Annotated in this window: 16 protein-coding genes and 1 pseudogene; 12 read left to right on the forward strand and 5 right to left on the reverse strand. The window is 74.9% G+C overall.

Annotated features, from left to right (window positions below; genetic code table 11):
* Positions 1–69: 69 nt before the first annotated feature.
* Both J5Y05_RS03605 and J5Y05_RS03610 read left to right on the forward strand, forming a co-directional pair.
* The gene (locus J5Y05_RS03605) at positions 70–2,523 is read left to right on the forward strand and encodes an MFS transporter (RefSeq protein ID WP_210868254.1); all 2,454 of its coding nucleotides are present in this window, start codon (positions 70–72) and stop codon (positions 2,521–2,523) included.
* A gap of 178 nt (positions 2,524–2,701) precedes the next feature.
* Positions 2,702–3,439 (forward strand): class I SAM-dependent methyltransferase, encoded by a 738-nt coding sequence (locus J5Y05_RS03610; protein WP_210868255.1) that lies wholly within the window; start codon positions 2,702–2,704, stop codon positions 3,437–3,439.
* Positions 3,440–3,445: 6 nt separating this feature from the next.
* Here the strand turns inward: J5Y05_RS03610 and J5Y05_RS03615 are convergent, their stop codons facing one another.
* From J5Y05_RS03615 to fxsT, 3 genes are all read right to left on the reverse strand, one after another.
* A complete protein-coding gene (locus J5Y05_RS03615) occupies positions 3,446–4,660 on the reverse strand; it encodes a cytochrome P450 (protein ID WP_210868256.1) in 1,215 nt (404 codons plus the stop codon).
* Positions 4,661–4,689: 29 nt separating this feature from the next.
* On the reverse strand, positions 4,690–5,619 hold the full coding sequence (locus tag J5Y05_RS03620) for an ATP-grasp domain-containing protein (protein WP_210868257.1): 930 nt from the start codon (positions 5,617–5,619) through the stop codon (positions 4,690–4,692).
* 272 nt (positions 5,620–5,891) lie between these two features.
* Entirely contained in the window at positions 5,892–8,756 is a 2,865-nt protein-coding gene (fxsT, locus tag J5Y05_RS03625) for an FxSxx-COOH system tetratricopeptide repeat protein (protein WP_210868258.1), read from the reverse strand.
* Between the two features lie 366 nt (positions 8,757–9,122).
* On the opposite strand from fxsT, the gene J5Y05_RS03630 reads away from it, so the two are divergent.
* The 6 genes from J5Y05_RS03630 (at position 9,123) to J5Y05_RS03655 (ending at position 15,559) form a co-directional block, all read left to right on the forward strand.
* Positions 9,123–9,497: a hypothetical protein gene (locus J5Y05_RS03630; protein WP_210868259.1), complete on the forward strand. Its 375-nt coding sequence runs from the start codon at positions 9,123–9,125 to the stop codon at positions 9,495–9,497.
* A 142-nt stretch (positions 9,498–9,639) separates the two neighbouring features.
* Positions 9,640–10,473, forward strand: a complete 834-nt coding sequence (locus J5Y05_RS03635; protein ID WP_210868260.1) for a M55 family metallopeptidase — start codon at positions 9,640–9,642, stop codon at positions 10,471–10,473.
* Positions 10,466–11,809: a M20/M25/M40 family metallo-hydrolase gene (locus tag J5Y05_RS03640; protein ID WP_210868261.1), complete on the forward strand. Its 1,344-nt coding sequence runs from the start codon at positions 10,466–10,468 to the stop codon at positions 11,807–11,809. The genes J5Y05_RS03635 and J5Y05_RS03640 overlap by 8 nt, the downstream gene beginning before the upstream one ends.
* 66 nt (positions 11,810–11,875) lie before the next feature.
* Positions 11,876–13,840 (forward strand): prolyl oligopeptidase family serine peptidase, encoded by a 1,965-nt coding sequence (locus J5Y05_RS03645; RefSeq protein WP_210868262.1) that lies wholly within the window; start codon positions 11,876–11,878, stop codon positions 13,838–13,840.
* On the forward strand, positions 13,837–14,757 hold the full coding sequence (locus J5Y05_RS03650; RefSeq protein ID WP_210868263.1) for a S66 peptidase family protein: 921 nt from the start codon (positions 13,837–13,839) through the stop codon (positions 14,755–14,757). The genes J5Y05_RS03645 and J5Y05_RS03650 overlap by 4 nt, the downstream gene beginning before the upstream one ends.
* 250 nt (positions 14,758–15,007) lie before the next feature.
* Positions 15,008–15,559 carry a GNAT family N-acetyltransferase gene (locus J5Y05_RS03655; protein WP_210868264.1) on the forward strand — a complete coding sequence of 184 codons (552 nt, stop codon included), beginning with the start codon at positions 15,008–15,010 and terminating at the stop codon, positions 15,557–15,559.
* 67 nt (positions 15,560–15,626) lie between these two features.
* Here the strand turns inward: J5Y05_RS03655 and J5Y05_RS03660 are convergent, their stop codons facing one another.
* A complete protein-coding gene (locus J5Y05_RS03660; protein ID WP_210868265.1) occupies positions 15,627–15,977 on the reverse strand; it encodes a VOC family protein in 351 nt (116 codons plus the stop codon).
* Between the two features lie 49 nt (positions 15,978–16,026).
* Positions 16,027–16,277 (reverse strand): annotated as a pseudogene (locus J5Y05_RS31535) (LLM class F420-dependent oxidoreductase); the annotation flags it as partial.
* A gap of 80 nt (positions 16,278–16,357) precedes the next feature.
* On the opposite strand from J5Y05_RS31535, the gene J5Y05_RS03665 reads away from it, so the two are divergent.
* From J5Y05_RS03665 to J5Y05_RS03680, 4 genes are all read left to right on the forward strand, one after another.
* Positions 16,358–17,779: an NAD(P)/FAD-dependent oxidoreductase gene (locus J5Y05_RS03665; protein WP_210868266.1), complete on the forward strand. Its 1,422-nt coding sequence runs from the start codon at positions 16,358–16,360 to the stop codon at positions 17,777–17,779.
* Positions 17,780–17,826: 47 nt separating this feature from the next.
* Positions 17,827–19,674, forward strand: a complete 1,848-nt coding sequence (locus tag J5Y05_RS03670; RefSeq protein WP_210868267.1) for a transketolase — start codon at positions 17,827–17,829, stop codon at positions 19,672–19,674.
* Positions 19,671–20,597, forward strand: coding sequence for a non-homologous end-joining DNA ligase (gene ligD, locus J5Y05_RS03675; protein ID WP_210868268.1), 927 nt, complete (start codon positions 19,671–19,673; stop codon positions 20,595–20,597). The genes J5Y05_RS03670 and ligD overlap by 4 nt, the downstream gene beginning before the upstream one ends.
* A gap of 347 nt (positions 20,598–20,944) precedes the next feature.
* A complete protein-coding gene (locus tag J5Y05_RS03680) occupies positions 20,945–21,733 on the forward strand; it encodes a GvpL/GvpF family gas vesicle protein (protein ID WP_210868269.1) in 789 nt (262 codons plus the stop codon).
* The last annotated feature ends 33 nt before the right edge of the window (positions 21,734–21,766 follow it).

Here is a 21,766-nt window from a genome sequence, read left to right on the forward strand (position 1 = left end):
TTGTCGCACTCGCTCGCAGTTGTCGCCGCAGGCGGCAGAAGTGCGCAGGCGCGATGAGGGGAGCGATACGTGGGCGGGATCACTCTGGTGCAGGACGAACCGGTCATCGCGCCCCCGGACACCCCGGACGCGGGCCCGCCCCGGGGACCCTCGGCACCCGCGCCGGAGCCCGGCGCGGAACTGAGCCCGCGCCGGGTCCGGCTGGTCTTCCTCGGGCTCATGCTCGCGCTGCTCCTCGCGGCGCTGGAGCAGATGATCGTCGCCACCGCGCTCCCGAAGATCGTCGGCGAGCTGCACGGCCTGGACAAGATGTCCTGGGCGATCACCGCCTACCTGCTCACCGCCACCATCGGCCTGCCGGTCTACGGCAAGCTCGGCGACCTCTTCGGCCGCAAGGGCGTCTTCCAGTTCGCCATCGTGGTCTTCATCATCGGCTCGGCGCTCGCCGGCCGCGCGCAGACCATGGACCAGCTCATCGCCTTCCGCGCGGTGCAGGGCGTCGGCGCGGGCGGGCTGATGATCGGCGTCCAGGCGATCATCGCGGACATCGTGCCGCCCCGGGAACGCGGCCGGTACATGGGGCTCATCGGCGCCGCCTTCGGCCTCGCCTCGGTCGCCGGGCCGCTCCTCGGCGGCTACTTCACCGACCACCTCTCCTGGCGCTGGTGCTTCTACGTCAACGTCCCCTTCGGCCTGGTCACCCTCGCCGTCGTCGCCGCCGTCCTGAAACTGCCGAAACCCCGCACCCGGGCCCGCCTCGACGTGGTCGGCGCCGTCCTGCTCGCCGCCGCCTCCACCTGCCTGGTGCTGCTGACGAGCTGGGGCGGCACCGAGTACGCCTGGGACTCCGAGGTCATCCTCGCCCTCGGCGCCGGGGCCGCCGTCTCCACCGTCCTCTTCCTGGTCGCCGAGCACGTCGCCCCCGAGCCGCTGATCCCGCTCCGGCTCTTCCGGGACTCCGTCTTCAACGTCACCGGCCTGGTCGGACTCGTCGTCGGCGTCGCCCTGTTCGGCGCGGCCAGCTATCTGCCGACCTTCCTCCAGATGGTCGACGGCGCCTCCGCCACCGCGTCCGGACTGCTCATGCTCCCCATGATGGGCGGCATCGTCGGCGCCTCGATCGTCTCCGGCCAGCTCATCAGCCGCACCGGGCGGTACAAGGTCTACCCCGTCCTCGGCGGCCTGCTCTCCGCCGTCGGCATGTGGCTGCTCTCCCTGCTCGACGCCGACACGCCCCGGCTGCACTACAGCCTCTGGATGGCCGTCCTCGGCGCCGGCATCGGCATGGTGATGCCGGTCCTCGTCCTCGCCGTGCAGAACTCCGTGCGCCCCGCCGACCTCGGCACCGCCACCAGCGCCAACAACTACTTCCGGCAGATCGGCGGCAGCGTCGGCGCCGCCGTCTTCGGCACGCTCTTCGCCAACCGGCTCGCCGACGCCCTCGCCGAACGGCTGCCCGCCGGGGCCGGGGCGGGACCCGGCGCCGAGTCCGTCACCCCGCAACTCGTGCACGGCCTGCCGCCCGCGCTGCGCGACGCCTACATCGCGGCGTACGCCGAGGCGATGCCGCGCATCTTCCTGTACCTGGTGCCGGTGCTCGTCGCCGGCCTGATCATCGCCTTCTTCCTCAAGGAGAAACCCCTGGTGTCCCACAACGCCCCCGTCACCGACCCGGACACCGCGCGGCACGCCGCACACGTCCCGCACGCCCGCCCCCACTTCCCCGGCGGGGAGAACCCCACCTCCCCCCGCGCTCCGTACGCCGCCGGCATCCCGGTCTGCGGCACGGTGCAGCACCCGGACGGCACCGTCGTACCGCGGGCGGCGCTCACCCTCATCGACGTCGGCGGGCAGCAGATCGGCCGGGGCGCCAGCGGGGACGACGGGCGGTACGCGCTCTCCACCCCCGGCTCCGGCTCGTACGTCCTGATCGCCGCCGCCGGCGGGCACCAGCCGCAGGCCGTGTCGGTCACCGTCGGCGAGCGCCCGGTCGAACTGGACGTGGTGCTCGGCGGCGCGGGCCGCCTGGCCGGCAGCGTGCTCACCGCGGACGGCAGCCCCGTCCGGGAGGCCACCGTCACCCTCACCAACGTGCACGGCGAGGTCGTGGCCACCACCCGCAGCGGCCGGGAGGGCGGCTACGTCATCACCGAGCTGGTGGCCGGCGAGTACACCCTCGCCGCCAGCGCCCCCGCCTTCCGCCCGGCCGCCCTGCCGGTCAGCGTCCAGGCCGCCCGCGAGACCCGGCAGGACGTGGAGCTGGCCGGCGGCGCGGTGCTGCGCGGGACCGTGCGGGCGAGCGGCGGCCGGGCCGTGGAGGACGCCCGCGTGACGCTGCTCGACGCCGCCGGGAACGTGGTGGACACGCTGACGACCGGAGCGGACGGCGCCTTCCGGTTCATCGACCTGTCGTCCGGCGAGTACACCGTCATCGCCGCCGGTTATCCGCCGGTGGCGACCGTGCTCCAGGTGGCCGGCGGCGGCCGTACCGAACGCGACCTCCAGCTCGGCCACGAGGACTGAGACCCCTCCGCCCCGGCGCCCTCCGCGCGCCGGGGCGTCCCCGTCCGGCCACGCCGGGCGGAGACACCCCGAACGACCCGTGAAGGAACGCGCCGGGCGCTTGTGGCAGTGCGCCGGGCGCGATACACCGTACGAGCCCGCCACTGGCGACGGGCCGCACCGCACCTGGGGAGTCGGCATGAGCGTGACGCGTCGGTACCGGGACGCCTGGGACGGATTCTGGCGGGAGGCGCCCGAGGGCCCGGGGGAGGTGTTCTGGGACGCGGAACCCATGCTGACGGCCGGCCGGCACCTGGCCCACTTCGAGCCGTACCTCGTCGACCCGGCGCTGCCGCTGATCGACCTCGGCTGCGGCAACGGCACCCAGACCCGCTACCTCGCCGACCGCTTCCCCCGCGTCGTCGGCGCCGACCTGTCCGACGCCGCCCTCGGCCACGCCCGGCGGGCCGATCCCGAGGGGCGGGCCGGCTACCGGCGGCTCGACGCCGCCGACCCGGAGCAGACCGGCGCGCTGCACGCGGAACTCGGCGACGCCAACGTCTACCTGCGGGCCGTCCTGCACCAGTGCGAGCCCGGGGAACGGCGGGCCCTCGCGCACGGCGTCGCCGCCCTGCTCGGCGAGCGCGGCCGGGCCTTCCTCGTCGAGCCCGCCGAATCCGCCGGCCCGCTGCTGATGGCCCTGGTGCAGTGCCCCGAGGGCCCGCCGGCCAAGCTGGCCCCCGTACTCGGCCACGGCCTCATCCCCGGCCGGCTCCCGGACACGGCGCTCCCCGCCTACCTGGACGAGGCCGGACTCGCCGTCGTGGCCGGCGGGCGGCTGCCGCTGGTCACCACCGAGTACACCGCCGACGGCATCCGCCTCGAACTCCCCTCCGCCTGGGTCATCGCGGGCCGGCCCGAGCCCGGCGCGGGGTGAGACGGCTCAGCCCGTCCCCGTCTCCCAGGTCACCGGCAGCCGGCCGAGGCCGCCCGTCACCCGGCCCGTGTCGAGGTCGGGCAGCGTGGGCAGCGGGCCCGCCGGGCGCAGCCCCGGGAAGCGGGCGAGGCCGGTGAGGAAGACCGACAGCTCCAGCCGGGTCAGCGCCGCGCCCAGGCAGTAGAAGGTGCCGTGCCCGAAGGCGAGGTGCGGGTTGGGGTCGCGGCGGATGTCGAAGCGGGCGGGGTCGGCGAGGACGGCGGCGTCCCGGTTGGCGGACTGGAAGGAGAGGACGATCAGGTCGCCGGCCCGGATCGGGGCGTCCGGCAGCGGGATGTCGGCGCGGGCGTAGCGGGGTATCCAGCTCCCGCCGGGCACGGCGAGCCGCAGGATCTCCTCCACCGCCCCGGGGACGAGCGCCGGGTCACGGCCGAGGGCACGCCACTGCCCGGGGTGGGCCAGCAGGTGGCAGGTGCCGTAGACCATGCGGGAGGCGACGGTGTCGAAGCCGGCGAGGAAGACGTCCAGGAGGGCGTCGGCGTGCTCGTCCGCGCGCAGCTCGCGCGGTCCGGGCTCGGCGTGGGCGAGGGCGGTGAGGACGGTGCCGTCCGCCGGCCGGCCGCGCCCCTCGTCGAGGGCGGCCCGCACGGCGTCGAGCAGGCGCGCGCGCCGCTCCGCCGCCTCGGCCGCCTGCCCGTACGTGCGGACCGTGTCGGACCAGTCGAGTAGCGCGGGGCGCAACTCCTCGGGCAGGCCCAGCAGTTCGCAGATGACGGCGGCGGCCAGCGGCCGGGCCAGGTCGGCGTGGACGTCCAGCGGCGGTCCGGCGCGCAGCAGCGGCGCGGCGAGGCTCGCGAAGCGTTCCTCCACCGCGGGGCGCAGCCGGGCGGTGTGGCGGCTGCCGAAGTGCCGGGCGAGCGTGTGCCGCCAGCGGCGGTGGTCGTCCGGCTCGTCGGCGTGCCCGTCCACCGGCTCCATCAGGGCCGCGTCCCACAGGCGCGGGGCGTGCGCCGGGTCGGGGTGGGTCCGGCCCAGGCGCGGATCGCCGCACATGGCCCGTACCCCCTCGTACGTGCTGACCAGCCAGGCGGTGTCGCCCGTCGAGGTGGGCAGCCGCACCGGGGCGGGCCGGGAGCGCAGCGCGGGGAACGCCTCCGGCTCCCCGAGGACGTGGGGGCAGGAGAAGGGCAGGACCGGTTCGGGCGCCGACCCGTCCGCCATGTCCACCACCGCCCCCTCCCGGCCGCCGGTCAGATGTGCTCGGCGACCGGCTGTCCGGGCAGCCGGCGGGCGTCCCGGGCCCGTGCGGCGATGGCGCCCGTGACCACCGGCAGGGAGGCGGGCTGCACGGAGAGGAAGAGGTTGGGCTCGATCAGCTCCAGCTCCATCACCACCGGCCGGCCCTCGTCGTCGTCGACCAGGTCGACGCGGGCGTAGAACAGTTCCCCGGAGTGGGGGACCACCGCGAGGGCGCTCTCGGCCACCTCGCGCTCGCGTGCCGTGGGGACCCACGGTTCGAGGCCGGGGTGGGCCACCTTGCGCTGGTCGAAGGGGACGTCGGCGCCGAGGACCGCCTTCTTGCGGATGGCGTGGAGGAAGGAGCCGCCGAAGAAGACCAGGGCCCGTTCGCCGCCGGTCTCGATCCGCGCCATGTACGGCTGCACCATCGCCGTGATGCCCTCGGCGTGCATGTGGCCGATGTGCCGCACCGCCGTGTCCCTGTCGCCCGCCCGGTAGCGCGCCGCGTACCGGGCGCCGGCGCCCACCGCCGGTTTGATCACGTACTCGTGGTCGGAGGGCAGGACGGCGGCGGCCTCCACGGCGGCGCCGGGGGCGAGGTAGCGGGTGGGGACGGCGGGGACATGCGCCTCGGTGAGCCGGGAGAGGTAGAACTTGTCGGAGCTCCAGCGCACCACCGGCGGCGGGTTGAGCAGGGTCGTGAGGCGGCTGCACCGCTCCACCCACTCCAGGAACGCCTCCGTCCGCCAGGTGTAGTCCCAGGTGGAGCGGATCAGCACCAGGTCGAAGCCGGCCCAGTCCACCGCCGGGTCGTCCCATTCGGCGGATTCGGCGGCGACGCCGGTCTCGTTCAGCGCCGCCAGGAGCAGCGGCATGTCGTGATCCGTATTGATTTCCGGGCGTGGCCTGGTGGTGACCAGTGCGACCCTGGCATCCGGCATGGATCATTCCTCACTCGGGACGATGTGTCGGGAGCAAGCTAGCAGCGAGAGCGGCCGTCCGAAGGAGTTCCCCGGGCGCACTGCTCCCCCTTCCGGCCGCCGTCCGGGTAATACCGGAGAGGCGGCCCCGGACACCGATTCACCTTCCGGTGGAACAGGCCGAGTTGACGTCCTTGCCAGCGTAAGGCCGCTTTCGGCGCGTGACCATACGGAGACGATTGTCTGGCAGATATTCGCTGTTCCTCGAACGCGGTATGCGGCATTTCCTTCCGTCACCGCTGTTCGCCGATCTTCCGCAACTGGTCCTCGGCGCCGCGCGTCTCCGGGTGGTCGGCGCCCAGGACCCGGCGGCAGCGGCGCACGGTGTCCTCCTGCAACTCCCTTGCCCGGTCGAGCAGGTGGAGGTGGTGCAGGGTCTCGCACAGCGCCCGCGCGGTGCGCAGGCTCTGCGGATGATCCGCGCCGAGCACCCGGCGGGAACGCGTCAGCGTCTCCTCCTGGAGCGCCAACGCCTGCTGGAGCATGCCGAGTTTGCGCAGGATGGTGGTGTACGAGGTGGCCGCCCGCAGGGTGTGCGGGTGGTCCTCGCCGAAGACCCGGCGGCAGCGCGCGAGGGTGTCCTCGTCGAGGACGCGGGCCTTCGCGTACTCGCCGAGGGCCACCAGGTCGGCCGCCAGGTGGTTCGCCGAGCGCAGGGTGTCCGGGTGGTCGTCCCCGAGGACCCGGCGGTAGCGGACCAGGGTGTCCTCGTGCAGCCGCCGCGCTTCGTCGTAGTGGCCCAGCGCGCTCAGGTCGGCGGCGAGGTGGTTGGCGGAGTGCAGGGTGTGCGGGTGGTCCTCGCCGAGCACGTTCCGGTACGAGCGCAGCGTCTCGGCCTGGAGCGCGCGGGCCGCCGCGTACTGCCCGAGCAGGCGCAGGTTGATCGCGCTGCCGTGGGCGAGGCGCAGGGTGTCCGGGTGGCCGCCGCCCAGCACGCGGTGGTAGCGGGGGAGGGCGTCGTCGTAGAGGCGGCGGGCCTCCTCGTAGTGGCCCTGCTCCCGCAGGGCTCGGGCCAGGCAGCGGGTCGCCCACAGCACGTGGACGTCGTCGGCGCCGAGGTGGCGCAGCCAGGACGCGCGCAGGGCGCGGGTCAGCCGGGCGCCCGCGTCGGCGTCGCCGCGCTCGATCAGGTACCAGGAGGTGTCGCAGGCGAGGATGCGCAGGTGCAGGTCGGTCGGGGTGGTCGGCTCGACGGCCAGGACGTGCGGGACCATCGGCGCCCACGCGGTCCAGGTGGCGGGGTCCTCCGGGTCGCCGGGCGCGTTGGCGACGAGGAGGGCGCGGGCGTGCCGGCGTACGCGGGCGCGCGCGGGCTCCGGCAGCAGATCGCGGACGACGCCCTGCACCAGCCGGTGCAGCCGTACGCCGTCCCGGTTGCTCTTGGCCAGGCCGAAGCGGACGGCGGTGCCGATGGCCCGCCGCAGCCGCATCTCGTCCGCCGCGACCTCGGCGAGGGCGGCGATCGGCTCGTCGTCGCCGGCCGCGATGTCCTCGACGCTCATCAGCCAGCGCACCGGCACCGACTCGGGCGCCAGCAGCGCGCAGACCCGCACCGTCGCCAGCCCCACCGGGTCGGCCTGGGCGAGCTGGTCCAGGCTGAGGCCGATGACGGCGGCGAGGGAACGCGGGTAGTCCCCGGCGTCGCCCTCGCTGAGCAGGGCCGCCGGATGGGCCTGGAGCAGGGCGAGGTAGTCGCCGACGCCGGTCGCGGTCTCGGAGAGGAAGCCGCCGGCCTGGCAGAGCGCGAGGGGCAGGAAGTCCAGCTCCCCGGCGAGGGATTCGGCCTCCTCCCGGCGCAGGTCGGGGCAGTGGGTCTGGAGCAGGGCCACCGACTCGGCGGCGGCCATGACGTCCACGGGGGTGATGGCGGCGATGCGCTCCCAGCCGCCGGCCCGCGAGGTGATCAGCACGTGGCCGGGGCCGCCGGGCAGCCACTCGGAGACGCCCGCCCGTTCCTCGGCGTTGTCGAAGATGAGCAGCCAGCGGTCCCGGCCGCGCAGGAACGCCTTGGTGACGGCCGCCGCGGTCACCGTGTCGGTGCCCCGCTCGACCAGCTCCAGTTGCACGGCGAGGGCCGCGATCTGCTCGCCGACCAGCGAGGAGTCCTCGGAGGCGACCCACCACACGAGGTCGTACTCGTCGGCGTGGCGGTGGGCGTACTCGACGGCGATCTGGGTCTTGCCCACCCCGCCCGGTCCGCGCAGCGCCTGGACCACCGAGGCACCGCCCTGCCCGAACCGCTCCCGCAGCCTGCCGAGGATGGTGTCCCGGCCGGTGAACTCGGGGTTGCGGGGCTCCAGGTTCCAGATGGTCGGCAGCCCGCCCGCGACGCGCTCGCGCGCCGGGCGGGGCCCGCGCGGTCCGGGCACGGCGGCGGAACGGACCACGACGACGGGGGCGGCGGCCCCGCCCGGCCCGGTCGCCCCGGTCACCGCCGCCCCGGCCGCCTCCGCCCCGGCGGACTCCGTGACGGTGGCTCCGGCGAGGGCGGGGGAGGGGTTGCGCACCAGCGTCAGCATCTGCTGGGCGGTGACCGTGTCGGGGTGGTCGGCACCCAGCGACGTGGCGCAGTCCTCGGCCAGTCGCCGCGCCGCCGCCTCCGCCTCCTCGTACCGGCCCCGCGCGGCCAACACCTCGATCACCCCGCACCGGGCCCGGAAGAACGCCGGCGCGTGGCGCGCGGACAGGGCCCGCTGGAGGTCGGCCACCGCCCCGTAGACCACGCCCGCCGACGACCAGTGGCCCTCGCCGCGCAGCGCGTCACCGACCGACGTCCACGCCCGTGCCGCCCGCTCCACCGCGAGGCCCTGCTGTCTCAGCCGCTCGCGCAACTCCGTGACCTGCTGCTCCAGTTCAGCGGCACGGCGGCCGTCGTAGGGGACCATCCGGCCGGTGCCGTCCGGACGCTGGGCAGGTTCACCGACCTTGTACCGCACCGCCAGCCGGTTCCACGTGCTCTCCCACACCCGGATCTCGTCGGGCTCCGCCCCGCACAGCTCGACGAAGGTCAGCAGGAACGCCTTGCTGGGGAACCGGCGGCCCCGCAGCACCTCGCCGAGGGTGGTCCGGGGAAGGGAATGCCCCTTTCCGAGGGCCACCGCGGCCTTTTCCAGATCCCGGTACGAAGGGCTGTCCGCGCGTGCCCGCAACATCTGAAGGAAACGCGACAACTCCTCCGTACTGTCCGACCTCGAAGGATCAATGCGTCCTTCCGAGCCTTGATCCATTCGTCTCCCCCGAATGCAAGGTCGCTGTCCGGTGGTGTCCCGGAACGTCCAACATCTTAGGTGTCCCACGCCAATTCGGGACGCCCGTTGTCCCAATTCCATGGGGCGCCGTCCCGCGCCGGTCGGATCGGTACCCGGTTTCATCTGGCTTTGGCCGTACGGCTGGTGGGACACCCCGGCTTCTTGCTCCGATGAACCGTCAGAGTTCGGCACGGCTCGGCCTCCAGGGAGGAACCGGTGATCAGGAATCGAGGGGACGGCTTCCCGGCCCGCGGGCGGGACGGCACGGCACGCGGGAAGCGGCTCGTGGCGGTCTGCGCCCTCCTCGGCGCGGCGGCCGGGTTCACGATGAGCCTTCTGGGCGCCGCGGCCGTGGACGCCGGCAGCTTCGGCCTGGCGCTCGCCGCGGCGGCGCTCAAACTGCTCCCGGCCGCCGGCGACGGGGGCCGGCGTGCGGAAGGCGCGGACGGGGACGGCTCGTCCGGCCGGTCGCCGGGCGGGCCCACGGACAGCGCCGCCGACGCGGACGCCCGCCGCCGCGGGGACGGCGCGGACCGCCCCGGTGCCGTACCGGAGCAGCGCGGCGAGCCGGGCCCGGCCGACGGGGGCTGACCGCCCGTACACGCCCCTGACCTCCCGTATCCGCCGTGCCGGGGCGGACCGGGGGCCGCGCCACGGCGGGCCGGCGCGGCGTCACGGCCGGGGCGGAGGCGCTCCTGGCAGGCCCTTGCACCGGGGCGTAACGTGGCGCACCATGAAGATCCTCATCAGCGCCGACATGGAGGGCGCCACCGGTGTCACCTGGCCGGCCGACGTGCTGCCCGGGACGCCGCAGTGGGAACGGTGCCGGCCGATGTTCACCTCGGACGTCAACGCCGCCGCGCTCGGCTTCCTCGACGGCGGCGCCGACGAGGTCCTCGTGAACGAGGCCCACTGGTCCATGCGCAACCTCCTGCTGGAGCGGCTCGACGACCGGGTGCAGATGCTCACCGGACGGCACAAGGAGCTGTCCATGGTGGAGGGCGTGCAACACGGCGACGTGGACGGCATCGCCTTCATCGGCTACCACGGCGGCGCCGGCATGGAGGGCGTCCTCGCCCACACCTACCTCGCCAACCAGATCACCGGCGTCTGGCTCAACGGCGTCCGGGCCAGCGAGGGGCTGCTCAACGCGCACGTCGTCGCCGAGTACGGGGTGCCCGTCGTACTGGTCACCGGCGACGACGTGGCCTGCGAGGACGCGCTCGGCTACGCGCCGCAGGCGCTGAAGGTCGCCGTCAAGGACCACGTCTCGCGCTACGCCGCGGTCTGCCGCACCCCGGCCCGGACCGCCGCCGACATCCGCGCGGCGGCCCAGCGGGCGATGGCGGTCGCCGGGCGGCGCGAACCGGTGGCCGGCGGGCCGTTCACCGTGGACGTCGAGTTCGACGCCGAGCACCTGGCGGCGGCCTCGACCGTCGTGCCCGGCGTGGCCCGCAGCGGGGAGCGCCGCGTGGCCTACACCCACGAGACGATGTTCGAGGCCATCCGGACCTTCAAGGCGGTCACCACGATCGCCTCGGCCGCCGTGGAGGAGCAGTATGGCTGAGCAGACGCCGGCCCCCGACGCACAGGCGTTCGACGAGGTGGTCCGCTTCACCTCCGACCTGATCCGCATCGACACCACCAACCGGGGCGGCGGCGACTGCCGCGAACGGCCGGCCGCCGAGTACGCCGCCGCACGGCTCGCCGAGGCCGGGATCGAACCGACCCTGCTGGAGCGCACCGAGGGCCGCACCAACGTCGTCGCCCGCGTCGAGGGCACCGACCCCGGCGCCGACGCGCTCCTCCTCCACGGTCACCTGGACGTGGTGCCCGCCGAACCGGCCGACTGGAGCGTGCACCCCTTCTCCGGGGAGATCCGCGACGGCGTCGTCTGGGGGCGCGGCGCGGTCGACATGAAGAACATGGACGCCATGATCCTCTCCGTCGTACGGGCCTGGGCCCGGCACGGCGTGCGGCCCCGCCGGGACATCGTGATCGCCTTCACCGCCGACGAGGAGGCCAGCGCCGAGGACGGCTCCGGCTTCCTCGCCGACCGGCACGCCGGGCTGTTCGAGGGCTGCACCGAGGGCGTCAGCGAGTCCGGCGCCTTCACCTTCCACGACGGCGCGGGCCGCCAGATCTACCCGATCGCGGCGGGCGAGCGCGGCACCGGCTGGCTCCGGCTCACCGCCCGCGGCCGGGCCGGGCACGGCTCCAAGGTCAACCGCGAGAACGCGGTCACCCGGCTCGCCGCGGCGATCACCCGCATCGGCGACCACCCCTGGCCGCCGCGGCTGACCCCGACCGTGCGCGCCTGCCTGGAGGCACTCGCCGCCCTCTACGGCATCGAGACCGGCCCCGACGGCATCGGCTCCGACCCGGCCGAGGTCGACGCCCTGCTCGACAAGCTCGGCCCCGCCGCCGCCCTGGTCGAGGCCACCGTCCGCAACAGCGCCAACCCGACGATGCTGGACGCCGGTTACAAGGTGAACGTGATCCCCGGCGAGGCCGTCGCCCACGTCGACGGACGCTTCCTGCCCGGCGGCGAGGACGAGTTCCGCGAGACCCTCGACCGGCTCACCGGCCCCGACGTGGAGTGGGAGTTCGACCACCGCGAGCCCGCCCTGTACGCGCCGGTCGACTCGCCGACCTTCGCGCGGATGCGCGCCGCCGTCGAGGAGTTCGCCCCCGAGGGGCACGTCGTCCCGTACTGCATGTCGGGCGGCACCGACGCCAAGCAGTTCTCCCGGCTCGGCATCACCGGCTACGGCTTCGCGCCGCTGCGGCTGCCGGAGGGCCTCGACTACCAGGCCCTCTTCCACGGCGTCGACGAACGCGTCCCCGTCGAGGCGCTGCACTTCGGTGTCGACGTCCTCGACCGGTTCCTGCGCACGGCCTGACGCACGGCATCCGGGAGCACGGGCGCCGTGGAAGAGGCGCGCGGGCTCCCGGGAGGAGTGAGAGGAGTGAGACGGACAGTGCAGACCCTGGCGTACGGATCGTGGCCCTCGCCGATCGACGCGGAGACCGCCGCCGCGCACGACGGGCGCCCCGAGGACGTGGGCTTCGTCGGCGACGAGGTGTGGTGGAGCGCGCCCCGCCCGGCCGAGGGCGGCCGGCGCACCCTGGTACGGCGCCGGAGCGACGGCACCGAGGAGGCGGTGCTGCCCGCGCCGTGGAACGTGCGCAGCCGCGTCATCGAGTACGGCGGCCGGGCCTGGGGCGCCTACCCGGCGGACGGGGGACCACGCGTGGTCTTCGTCCACTTCGACGACCAGCGGCTCTACGCCTGGACGCCCGGCAGCGAGCCGCGCCCGCTGACCCCTCTCTCCCCGGTGGGCGGCGGAGTGCGCTGGGCCGACCCGCGGCCTCGCCCGGAACGCGGCGAGGTCTGGTGCGTCCTGGAGGAGTTCACCGGCGAGGGACCCGGCGACGTACGCCGGGTGCAGGCCGCCGTCCCCCTCGACGGCTCCGCCGCCGACGACCGGGGCGCCGTCCGCGAACTCACCGACGACCGCCACCGGTTCGTCACCGGAGCCCGCGTCTCGCCCGACGGGCGGCGCGCGGCCTGGATCGCCTGGGACCACCCCCGCATGCCGTGGGACGGCACCGAACTGCTCGTCGCCGAGATCGGCCCCGACGGCGTCTTCGGCGAGCCGCGGACCGTCGCCGGCGGCCCCGAGGAGTCCGTCGCCCAGGCCGACTGGACCGCCGCCGGGGAACTGCTCTGGGCCTCCGACCGCACCGGCTGGTGGAACCTCTACCGCGACGGGAAGCCGCTGTGCCCCCGCGAGGAGGAGTTCGCCGACGCGCTGTGGAAGATCGGCCAGCGCTGGTTCACCCCGCTCGACAACGGGCTGATCGCCGTCGTGCACGGCCGCGGCGCCACCGCCCTCGGCATACTCGACCCGGAGACCGGCGAGGTCGTCGACGCGCCCGGCCCCTGGACCGAGTTCGCGCCCGCCCTGGCCGCCGACGGAGAGCGGATCGCCGCCGTCGGCGCGGGCCCGCACCGCGGCTACGAGGTCGTCGAACTGGACGCCCGTACCGGCCACACCCGCGTGATCGGCGCCCCGCACCGGGACGCCGTCGACCCCGCCCACTACCCGCGCCCCGAGGTCCGCACCTTCGCCGGGCCCGGCGGACGCGAGATCCACGCCCACCTCTACCCGCCCCACCACCCGGAGTTCACCGGCCCCGCCGGTGAACTCCCGCCGTACGTGGTGTGGGCGCACGGCGGGCCCACCCACCGCTCGCCGCTCGTCCTCGACCTGGAGATCGCCTACTTCACCTCGCGCGGCATCGGCGTCGTCGAGGTCGACTACGGCGGCTCCACCGGGTACGGCCGCGCCTACCGCAACCGGCTGCGCGGAGAGTGGGGCGTCGTCGACGTCGAGGACTGCGCCGCCGTCGCCCTCGCCCTCGCCGAGGAGGGACTCGCCGACCGGGACCGGCTCGCCGTACGGGGCGGCAGCGCGGGCGGCTGGACCGCGGCGGCCTCGCTGACCTCCACCGACGTGTACGCCTGCGGCACGGTGATCTACCCGATCCTGGACCTCGCCGGGTGGGGCGACGGGGAGACCCACGACTTCGAGTCCCGCTACCTGGAGACCCTGGTCGGCCCCTACGCCGAGGTGCCCGAGCGGTACGCCGAGCGGTCGCCCGCCGAGCACGCCGACCGGATCACCGCCCCGTTCCTGCTGCTCCAGGGGCTGGACGACGCGATCTGCCCGCCCGTGCAGTGCGAGCGCTTCCTGGAGCGGATGGCGGGGCGCGGGGTGCCGCACGCCTACCTCGCCTTCGAGGGCGAGGGCCACGGATTCCGCCGGGCGGAGACCATGGTGCGCGCCCTGGAGGCCGAACTCTCCCTCTACGCCCAGGTCTTCGGCCTGACGCCGCCCGGCGTGCCGACGCTGGAGCTGTCCGGGTGAGGGAGCTGTCCCGTCCGGCCCGGCTCGCCCCCGGCGCCCGGGTCGCCGTCGTCGCGCCCAGCGGGCCCGTGCCCGGGGAGCGGCTGCGGGCCGGGGTCGAGGTGCTGCGCGGCTGGGGCCTCGACCCGGTCGTCGCCCCGCACGTCCTGGACCGGCACCCCCGCTTCGGCTACCTGGCCGGCACGGACGCCGACCGGGCCGCCGACCTCCAGTCCGCCTGGTGCGACCCGGCCGTCGACGCCGTCCTGTGCGCCCGCGGCGGCTACGGCGCCCAGCGGATGGCCGACCTGCTCGACTGGGAGGCGATGCGGGCGGCCGGGCCGAAGGTCTTCGTCGGCTTCAGCGACATCACGGCGCTGCACGAGGCGTTCGCCTCCCGGCTCGGGCTGGTCACCCTGCACGGTCCGATGGCGGCCGGGGTCGACTTCCTCGGGACCGAGCGGGCCCGGGAGCACCTGCGGGCCACCCTGTTCGACCCGGAGTCGGTGCGTGCCCTGGCCTGGCCGGGGCGGGCCCTGGTCCCCGGCCGGGCGCGCGGCGTCACCCTGGGCGGCTGTCTGACCCTGCTCTCCAGCGAACTGGGCTCCCCGCTCGCCCGGCCCTCGGCGCGCGGCGGGCTGCTCTGCCTGGAGGACGTGGACGAGGAGACGTACCGGCTGGACCGCTGCCTGACCCAGTTGCTGCGGGCGGGCTGGCTGGACGGGGTCCGCGGGGTGCTGCTCGGCTCCTGGGAGGGGTGCGCGGAGGCCGGGCTGCGGGAGATGCTGGCCGACCGGCTCGGCGGGCTCGGCGTGCCGGTCGCCGAGGAGGTCGGATTCGGGCACGGCACGGGGGCGCTGACGGTGCCCTTCGGCACGGCGGCGGAGCTCGACGCCGACGCCGGGACGCTGACACTGGACGCGCCGGCCCTGCGCTGAGGGCCCGGCGGGGGCTCGGGGATGGGCGGGGCGCTCGGAGGGCGGACGGGCCGCCGGGGGCGGGGGCGGACGGACGGGCGTGGGGCGGGGCGAGGTCGGTCGGATGGGCGTCCGGGGCGAGGTGCGCGGTCGGGCGCGGGGCGAGGGCTCGGTCGGTCGGACGGGCGTCCGGGGCGAGTGGCGAGGTCCGGTGCGGGGCGAGGTGCGCGGTCCGGCGCCGGGTGCCGGAGGGCCGTCGTAGGGTGGCGGGATGCCGCATTCCACCGCCCGCCACCTCGCCGAGGGCCCCCGCGTGGTCCTGCGGCACCACACCCACGAGGACGGCCCCGAGTTCACCGCCCGGGTACGCGAGAGCCGGGACCTGCACCACCCCTGGCTCTTCCCGCCCGACCGCGCCGACACCTACGCCGCCTACGCGACCCGGCTGACCGAGGACCCGACCCGGGCCGGGTTCCTGGTCTGCGAGAAGGACGGCGGAGACATCGCCGGTTTCATCAACATCAACAACATCGTCGAGGGCGGCTTCCTCAGCGGGGCGCTCGGCTACGGCGCCTTCGCCCACGCGGCCGGCCGCGGTCTGATGCGGGAGGGGCTGGACCTCGTGGTCCGCCACGCCTTCGGCCCGATGGGGCTGCACCGGCTGGAGATCAACGTGCAGCCGGGCAACGCCGCCTCGATCGCGCTCGCCCGCGCCTGCGGTTTCCACCTGGAGGGCTTCTCCCCGAAGATGCTCTTCGTCGACGGGGCCTGGCGCGACCACCAGCGCTGGGCCCGCACCGCGGAGGGCCCCGCCTCCGCCTGACCGCCCGCCGGCCGGGCGGGACGCGCCCGCCCGGCCGGACGGTCGCTGAACCGCCCGGCCGGACGGTTCAGGCGGCCCGCCGGTCCACGTACTCGTAGACCGTGCCGTCCGGGTGACGGGCGATCAGGTTGCGCCCGGCGGGGGTCACGACCGGTCCGGCGACGATGTCGGCGCCGAGCCCGGCGAGCACCCGCCCGGTCTCCTCGACGTCGGTGACGGCGATGGTCGCCGAGACCGCGCGCAGTACCGAGATCTGGGACTCGGGCCCGCTCATCAGCAGGAAGCAGCCGACCGCCGCGGCCTGGACGCCGCCGCGTGCGAAACGCTGGGCCGGGGCGCCCGCCAGCCCCTCGTAGAACGGGACCGCCCGGTCCAGGTCGTCGACGTAGATACGCAGTGTGGCTCCCAGAATGTCCATACGGGCGAGCCTAGTTGGCATGCCGCACCGGGTGCCCCGGACCCGGAACGGCGATGTGCTCGTCCACGTCGTCCCCGCAGACCCGGTTCGCGCGCACCATGTCCTCGGTGACCGGCGTCTGCGCCTGCTCGAAGCGCCGCGGCGAGGGCGGCACCCGGCCCGGCCCGCCGGGGAGCGGAGCCGGCGCACCTCGCGCACCGCCGCGTCCCGGTCGGTGCCGTGGCAGACCTTCGTGCCGCCGCTGACCGGTTTCCCGCCGCCCCCGCCCTTGCGGTACCGCTCCACCACCGAGGCGTCCGGCGGGACCGGCGGACGTTTGGGCGCCCCGGTCACGGGGACGCGGAAGGCTCACGCGTGATGCGAGAGCCCGGAGGCGAACCGTGAGCCGACCCCGGATCGTGATCGTCGGTGCCGGCTTCGCCGGGTACCGGACGGCCCGCTCCCTGTCCCGGCTGACCCGGCAGCAGGCGGACATCGTGCTGCTCAACCCGACCGACTACTTCCTGTACGTGCCCCTGCTGCCGCAGGTCGCCGCCGGGGTGCTGGAGCCGCGCCGGGTCAGCGTCTCCCTCTCCGGCACCCTGCCCCGGGTGCGGCTGGTCCTCGGCGAGGCCGACGGCATCGACCCCGAGGAGCGGACCGTGCGCTACACCGGCCCGGAGGGCGGGCGGGGCACGCTCCGCTACGACCGGCTGGTGCTCGCCGCCGGCAGCGTCAACAAGCTGCTGCCCGTCCCGGGGGTCGCCGAGCACGCCCACGGCTTCCGCGGCCTGCCCGAGGCGCTCTACCTGCGCGACCACGTCACCCGCCAGGTCGAACTGGCCGCCGCGGGCGACGACCCCGAGGAGAGCCGAGCCCGCTGCACCTTCGTCGTGGTCGGTGCCGGATACACCGGTACGGAGGTCGCGGCGCACGGCCAGATGTACACCGACTCCCAGGTCCGGCGGCGCCCGCTGCCGAACGGCCTGCGGCCCCGCTGGACGCTGCTGGACGTCGCGGACCGGGTCCTGCCCGAGATGGACGAACGGCTCTCCCGCACCGCCGAGCGGGTGCTGCGCCGGCGCGGCGTCGACGTGCGCACCGGCACCTCCGTACGGGAGGCCACGCACGGCGGGGTGGTGCTCAGCGACGGCACCTCCCTCGCCACCCGCACGCTGGTGTGGTGCGTGGGGGTGCGCCCCGACCCGCTGGTGGAGGCGCTGGGGCTCCCCCTGGAGCGCGGGCGGCTGCTGGTGGACACGTACCTGCGGGTGCCGGGGTGCGAGGCGCTGTTCGCCTGCGGTGACGTGGCCGCGGTCCCCGACCTCGCCCGGCCCGGCCGGTACACGCCGATGACCGCGCAGCACGCCTGGCGGCAGGGCGCCGTCTGCGCCCGCAACGTCGCCGCGTCCCTGGGGCTCGGACCGTGGCGGCCCTACCACCACCGCGACCTGGGCTTCGTCGTCGACCTGGGCGGCACCCGGGGCGCCGCCGACCCGTTCGGCATCCCGCTCCCCGGCGCGGCGGCGGGTGCGGTGGCCCGCGGCTACCACCTCGCGGCGATGCCGGGCGGCAACCGGGTCAGGGTCGCCGCCGACTGGCTGCTGGACGCGGTCCTGCCGCGCCAGGCCGTGCAGTTGGGACTCGTCCGGTCCTGGTCGGTGCCGCTGGAGTCGGCGTCGCCCGAGCTGGCCCGGGTACCCGGCGGCACGGCGGCCCGCGGCAACCAGGGGAACCAGACACACCAGAAGAACCAGAAGAACCAGACGCACCAAAGGAACGAGACGAACCCCGAAGACCCTGAAGACCCCGAAGACCCCTAAGAGCCCGAAGAACCAGAGGAACCAGAGGAACCCGGGGAAGGAGCCTCATGAACACCGGTGAACTCGCCGAACTCGGTCAGCAACTGCGCGTCGACAGCGTCCGCGCCGCCGCCTCCGCGGCCTCCGGACACCCGACGTCCTCGATGTCGGCCGCGGACCTGATGGCCGTCCTCCTCGGCCGCCACCTGCGCTATGACTTCGACCGGCCCGACCACCCCGGCAACGACCGCTTCGTCCTCTCCAAGGGCCACGCCTCCCCGCTGCTGTACTCCGCCTTCAAGGCGGCCGGCGCCATCGACGACGGGGAACTGCTCACCTTCCGCAAGCTGGGCAGCCGGCTGGAGGGCCACCCCACGCCCCGGCGGCTGCCCTGGGTCGAGACGGCCACCGGCTCGCTCGGCCAGGGCCTGCCCATCGGCGTCGGCATCTCCCTGTCCGGCAAGCGGCTGGACCACGACGACCACCGCGTGTGGGTGCTGTGCGGCGACAGCGAACTGGCCGAGGGCTCGATCTGGGAGGCCGCCGAGCACGCCGGGTACGAGCACCTGGACAACCTCACCCTGATCGTGGACGTCAACCGGCTCGGCCAGCGCGGCCCGACCCGGCACGGCCACGACCTGGACGCCTACGCGCGCCGCTTCCGCGCCTTCGACTGGCACGCCATCGAGATCGACGGCCACGACATAGACGCCATCGACCGCGCCTACGGCGAGGCCCTGTCCACCAAGGGCCGGCCCACCGTCGTCCTCGCCCGCACGCTCAAGGGCAAGGGCGTCGCCTCGGTGGAGAACCGCGAGGGCCAGCACGGCAAACCGCTGCCGGACGCCGACGAGGCCATCGCCGAACTCGGCGGCCCCCGCGACCTGCACGTACGGGTGCAGGAACCGCCCTCCGCCCAGGCCCCGCGCCGCTTCGGCACCGGCCGCCTCGACCTGCCCCGCCACGACCTCGGCGAGCAGGTCGCCACCCGCGACGCCTTCGGGAAGGCCCTCGCCGCGCTCGGCACCGCCCGAGGTGACGTGGTCGCGCTCGACGGCGAGGTCGGCGACTCCACCCGCGCCGAGTTCTTCGCCAAGGAGCACCCGGAGCGCTACTTCGAGTGCTACATCGCCGAGCAGCAGATGGTCGCCGCCGCGGTGGGCATGGCCTCGCGCGGCTGGGTCCCGTACGCCACGACCTTCGCGGCCTTCCTCACCCGGGCCCACGACTTCGTGCGCATGGCGTCCATCAGCGGTTCCCCCGTCAACCTCGTCGGGTCCCACGCGGGGGTCGCCATCGGCGAGGACGGGCCCAGCCAGATGGGCGTGGAGGACCTGGCGATGATGCGGTCCATCCACGGCTCCACGGTGCTCTACCCGTGCGACGCCCACCAGACCGCGCGCCTGGTCGCCGCGATGGCCGACCTGGACGGCATCCGCTACCTGCGCACCTCACGCGGCAAGACCCCGGTGATCTACGGACCCGACGAGACGTTCCCGGTCGGCGGGAGCAAGGTCCTGCGCTCCTCGGACCGGGACCGGCTCACCGTCGTCGCCGCGGGCGTCACCCTGCACGAGGCGCTGTCGGCCGCCGACGCGCTGGCCGCCGACGACATCCCGGTCCGGGTGATCGACCTGTACTCGGTCAAGCCCGTCGACCGGGAGACCCTGCGCCGGGCGGCCGAGGAGACGGGCTGCCTGCTGACGGTGGAGGACCACCGGGCCGAGGGCGGCCTCGGCGACGCGGTCCTCGACGCCTTCACCGACGGGCGGCCGGTGCCGCGCCTGGTGCGGCTCGCCGTGCGCACCATGCCGGGCTCCGCCTCCCCCGCGGAGCAACTGCACGCCGCCGGGATCGACGCCGAGAACATCGTGGCGGCCGGCCGTCTGCTGGTGGGGGAGGCGCTCGTCGCGTGAGCGCCGGCGGCGTACGGACCGTGCGGGCCGGCCGGCGGCGGGTGGAGGTCCACCGGCCGGACAAGGTCATCCTCCCGGCCGGGGACGGGGCCGGCCCGTACACCAAGGGCGACCTGGTGGAGTACCACCGGGCCGTCGCCCCGTTCATGGTGCCGCACCTGCGAGGGCGTCCGCTGATGCTGGAACGCCACCCGGACGGGCTCGGCGGGCCGACCTTCATGCAGAAGAACACCCCGGAGGGCTATCCGGAGTGGATCACGCGGGCCGAGGTCGCCAAGGAGGGCGGCACCGTCGTGCACACGGTCTGCGACGACAGCGCCACCCTCCTGTACCTCGTCGACCAGGCCGCCCTCACCCTGCACCGGTGGCTCTCGCGGACCACGAGCGTGCGGCGGCCGGACCGCCTGGTCTTCGACCTCGACCCGTCCGGCGACGACTTCGCGCAGGTCCGCACGGCGGCCCGGCTCCTGGGCGACCTCCTCGGCGAACTGAGGCTGCCCTCGGGCCTCATGACCACCGGCTCCCGGGGGCTGCACGTCGTCGTTCCCCTGACGCCACGACAGGAATTCGACGAGGTACGGGAGTTCGCCCGAGAGGTCGCCGAGAAGCTGGTCGGCGGACACCCCGGGCTGCTCACCACCGCCGCCCGCAAGAAGGACCGCGGCGACCGGCTCTACCTCGACATCCAGCGCAACGCCTACGCGCAGACCGCCGTCGCCCCCTACACCGTCCGGGCCCGCCCCGGGGCGCCCGTGGCCACCCCCGTCTCCTGGGACCAGCTCGACGACCCCGCGCTGCACGCCCGCCGCTGGACCGTCGCCGACGCCGTCGACCAGGCGCGGACCCGGCCCTGGGAGGGGATCATGAGCCGCCCGCGCTCCCTGGGGCCCGCCCGGCGCAGGCTGAGGGCGCTCGGCGGATGAGCGGGGCTGTCGGGGTTGTCGGGGTTGTCGGGGCGCGGCGGGATCGGAATGCGGTGAGGTTTGGCCACCACGCATGCGGCCACCCGTGGGGAGAAGTGGCGTGGAGAAGCCACAGGAGACCCGGAAGAAACAAAGCCGGCAGGAGCCACAAAGTCCGCAGGAGCCGCAAAGTCCGCTGGAGTCACAGAGTCACCAGGAGTCACAGAGTGCGCCGTCCAAGGGCGCGCTGTCCGGTGCCGTCGAGACCATCGCCGTCGCCTTCCGGCAGGCCCGCGACGAAGGCCCCCGGCGGGGCCCTCGCGTCCACGGGTCCGCAAGGCGACCTCGCGCCGGAAGGAGGAGCAGGAGTGAGCACCTACGTCTACGCCATCGGCGCCCGCTCGCACCCCGCGCTGCCCGAGGGGATGGGCGGTGTCGGCGACCCTCCGCGCGAGGTACGGGTGCTGGAGGAGGGCGACCTCGCGGCGGTCGTCAGCGACGCGCCCGAGGGACTGCGCCCCAGGCGCCGGGACCTGCTGGCCCACCAGAGCGTGCTGGCCGAGGCCGGCGCCGCCGGCTGCGTACTGCCGATGCGCTTCGGCAGCGTCTCCCCCGACGACGACACGGTCACCGCGGTGCTCGCCGAACGCGCCGAGCACTACCGCGAGCGGCTGCGCGCCCTGGACGGGCGGGTCGAGTACAACGTCAAGGCCAACCACGTGGAAGAGGCGGTCCTGCACCAGGTGATGGCCGAGAACACGGAGATCCGCGCCCTCGCGGAGGCCAATCGCCAAGCGGGAGGCGGCAGTTACCAAGCGAAGATCCGGCTCGGTGAGATGGTCGCCGCGGCCGTGCAGACCCGGGAGGCCGAGGACGCCACCGCCCTGGAACGGGTCCTGGAGCCCGTCGCGGAGGCGGTCAGCACGGGCCCGGAGTCCACGGGCTGGCTCGCCAACCTCTCCTTCCTGGTCGACCGGGAGGCAGCCGAACGCTTCCTGGGCGCGGTGGAACGCGTGCGTACCGAACTGCCGCACGTGGAGGTGCGGGTGAACGGACCGCTGCCGCCGTACAGCTTCGTCGAACCCGGACCCGCCGAGCCGGCGGGCACCGCGGCCGGAGGCGCCGGCGCCACGGCGGCGGAGGCCGGATCGGGGTGAGGACATGGGGCTGAGATCCGAAAGTGCGGAACT

This window comes from Streptomyces tagetis, assembly GCF_018069565.1.
GTDB classification, from domain to species: domain Bacteria; phylum Actinomycetota; class Actinomycetes; order Streptomycetales; family Streptomycetaceae; genus Streptomyces; species Streptomyces tagetis.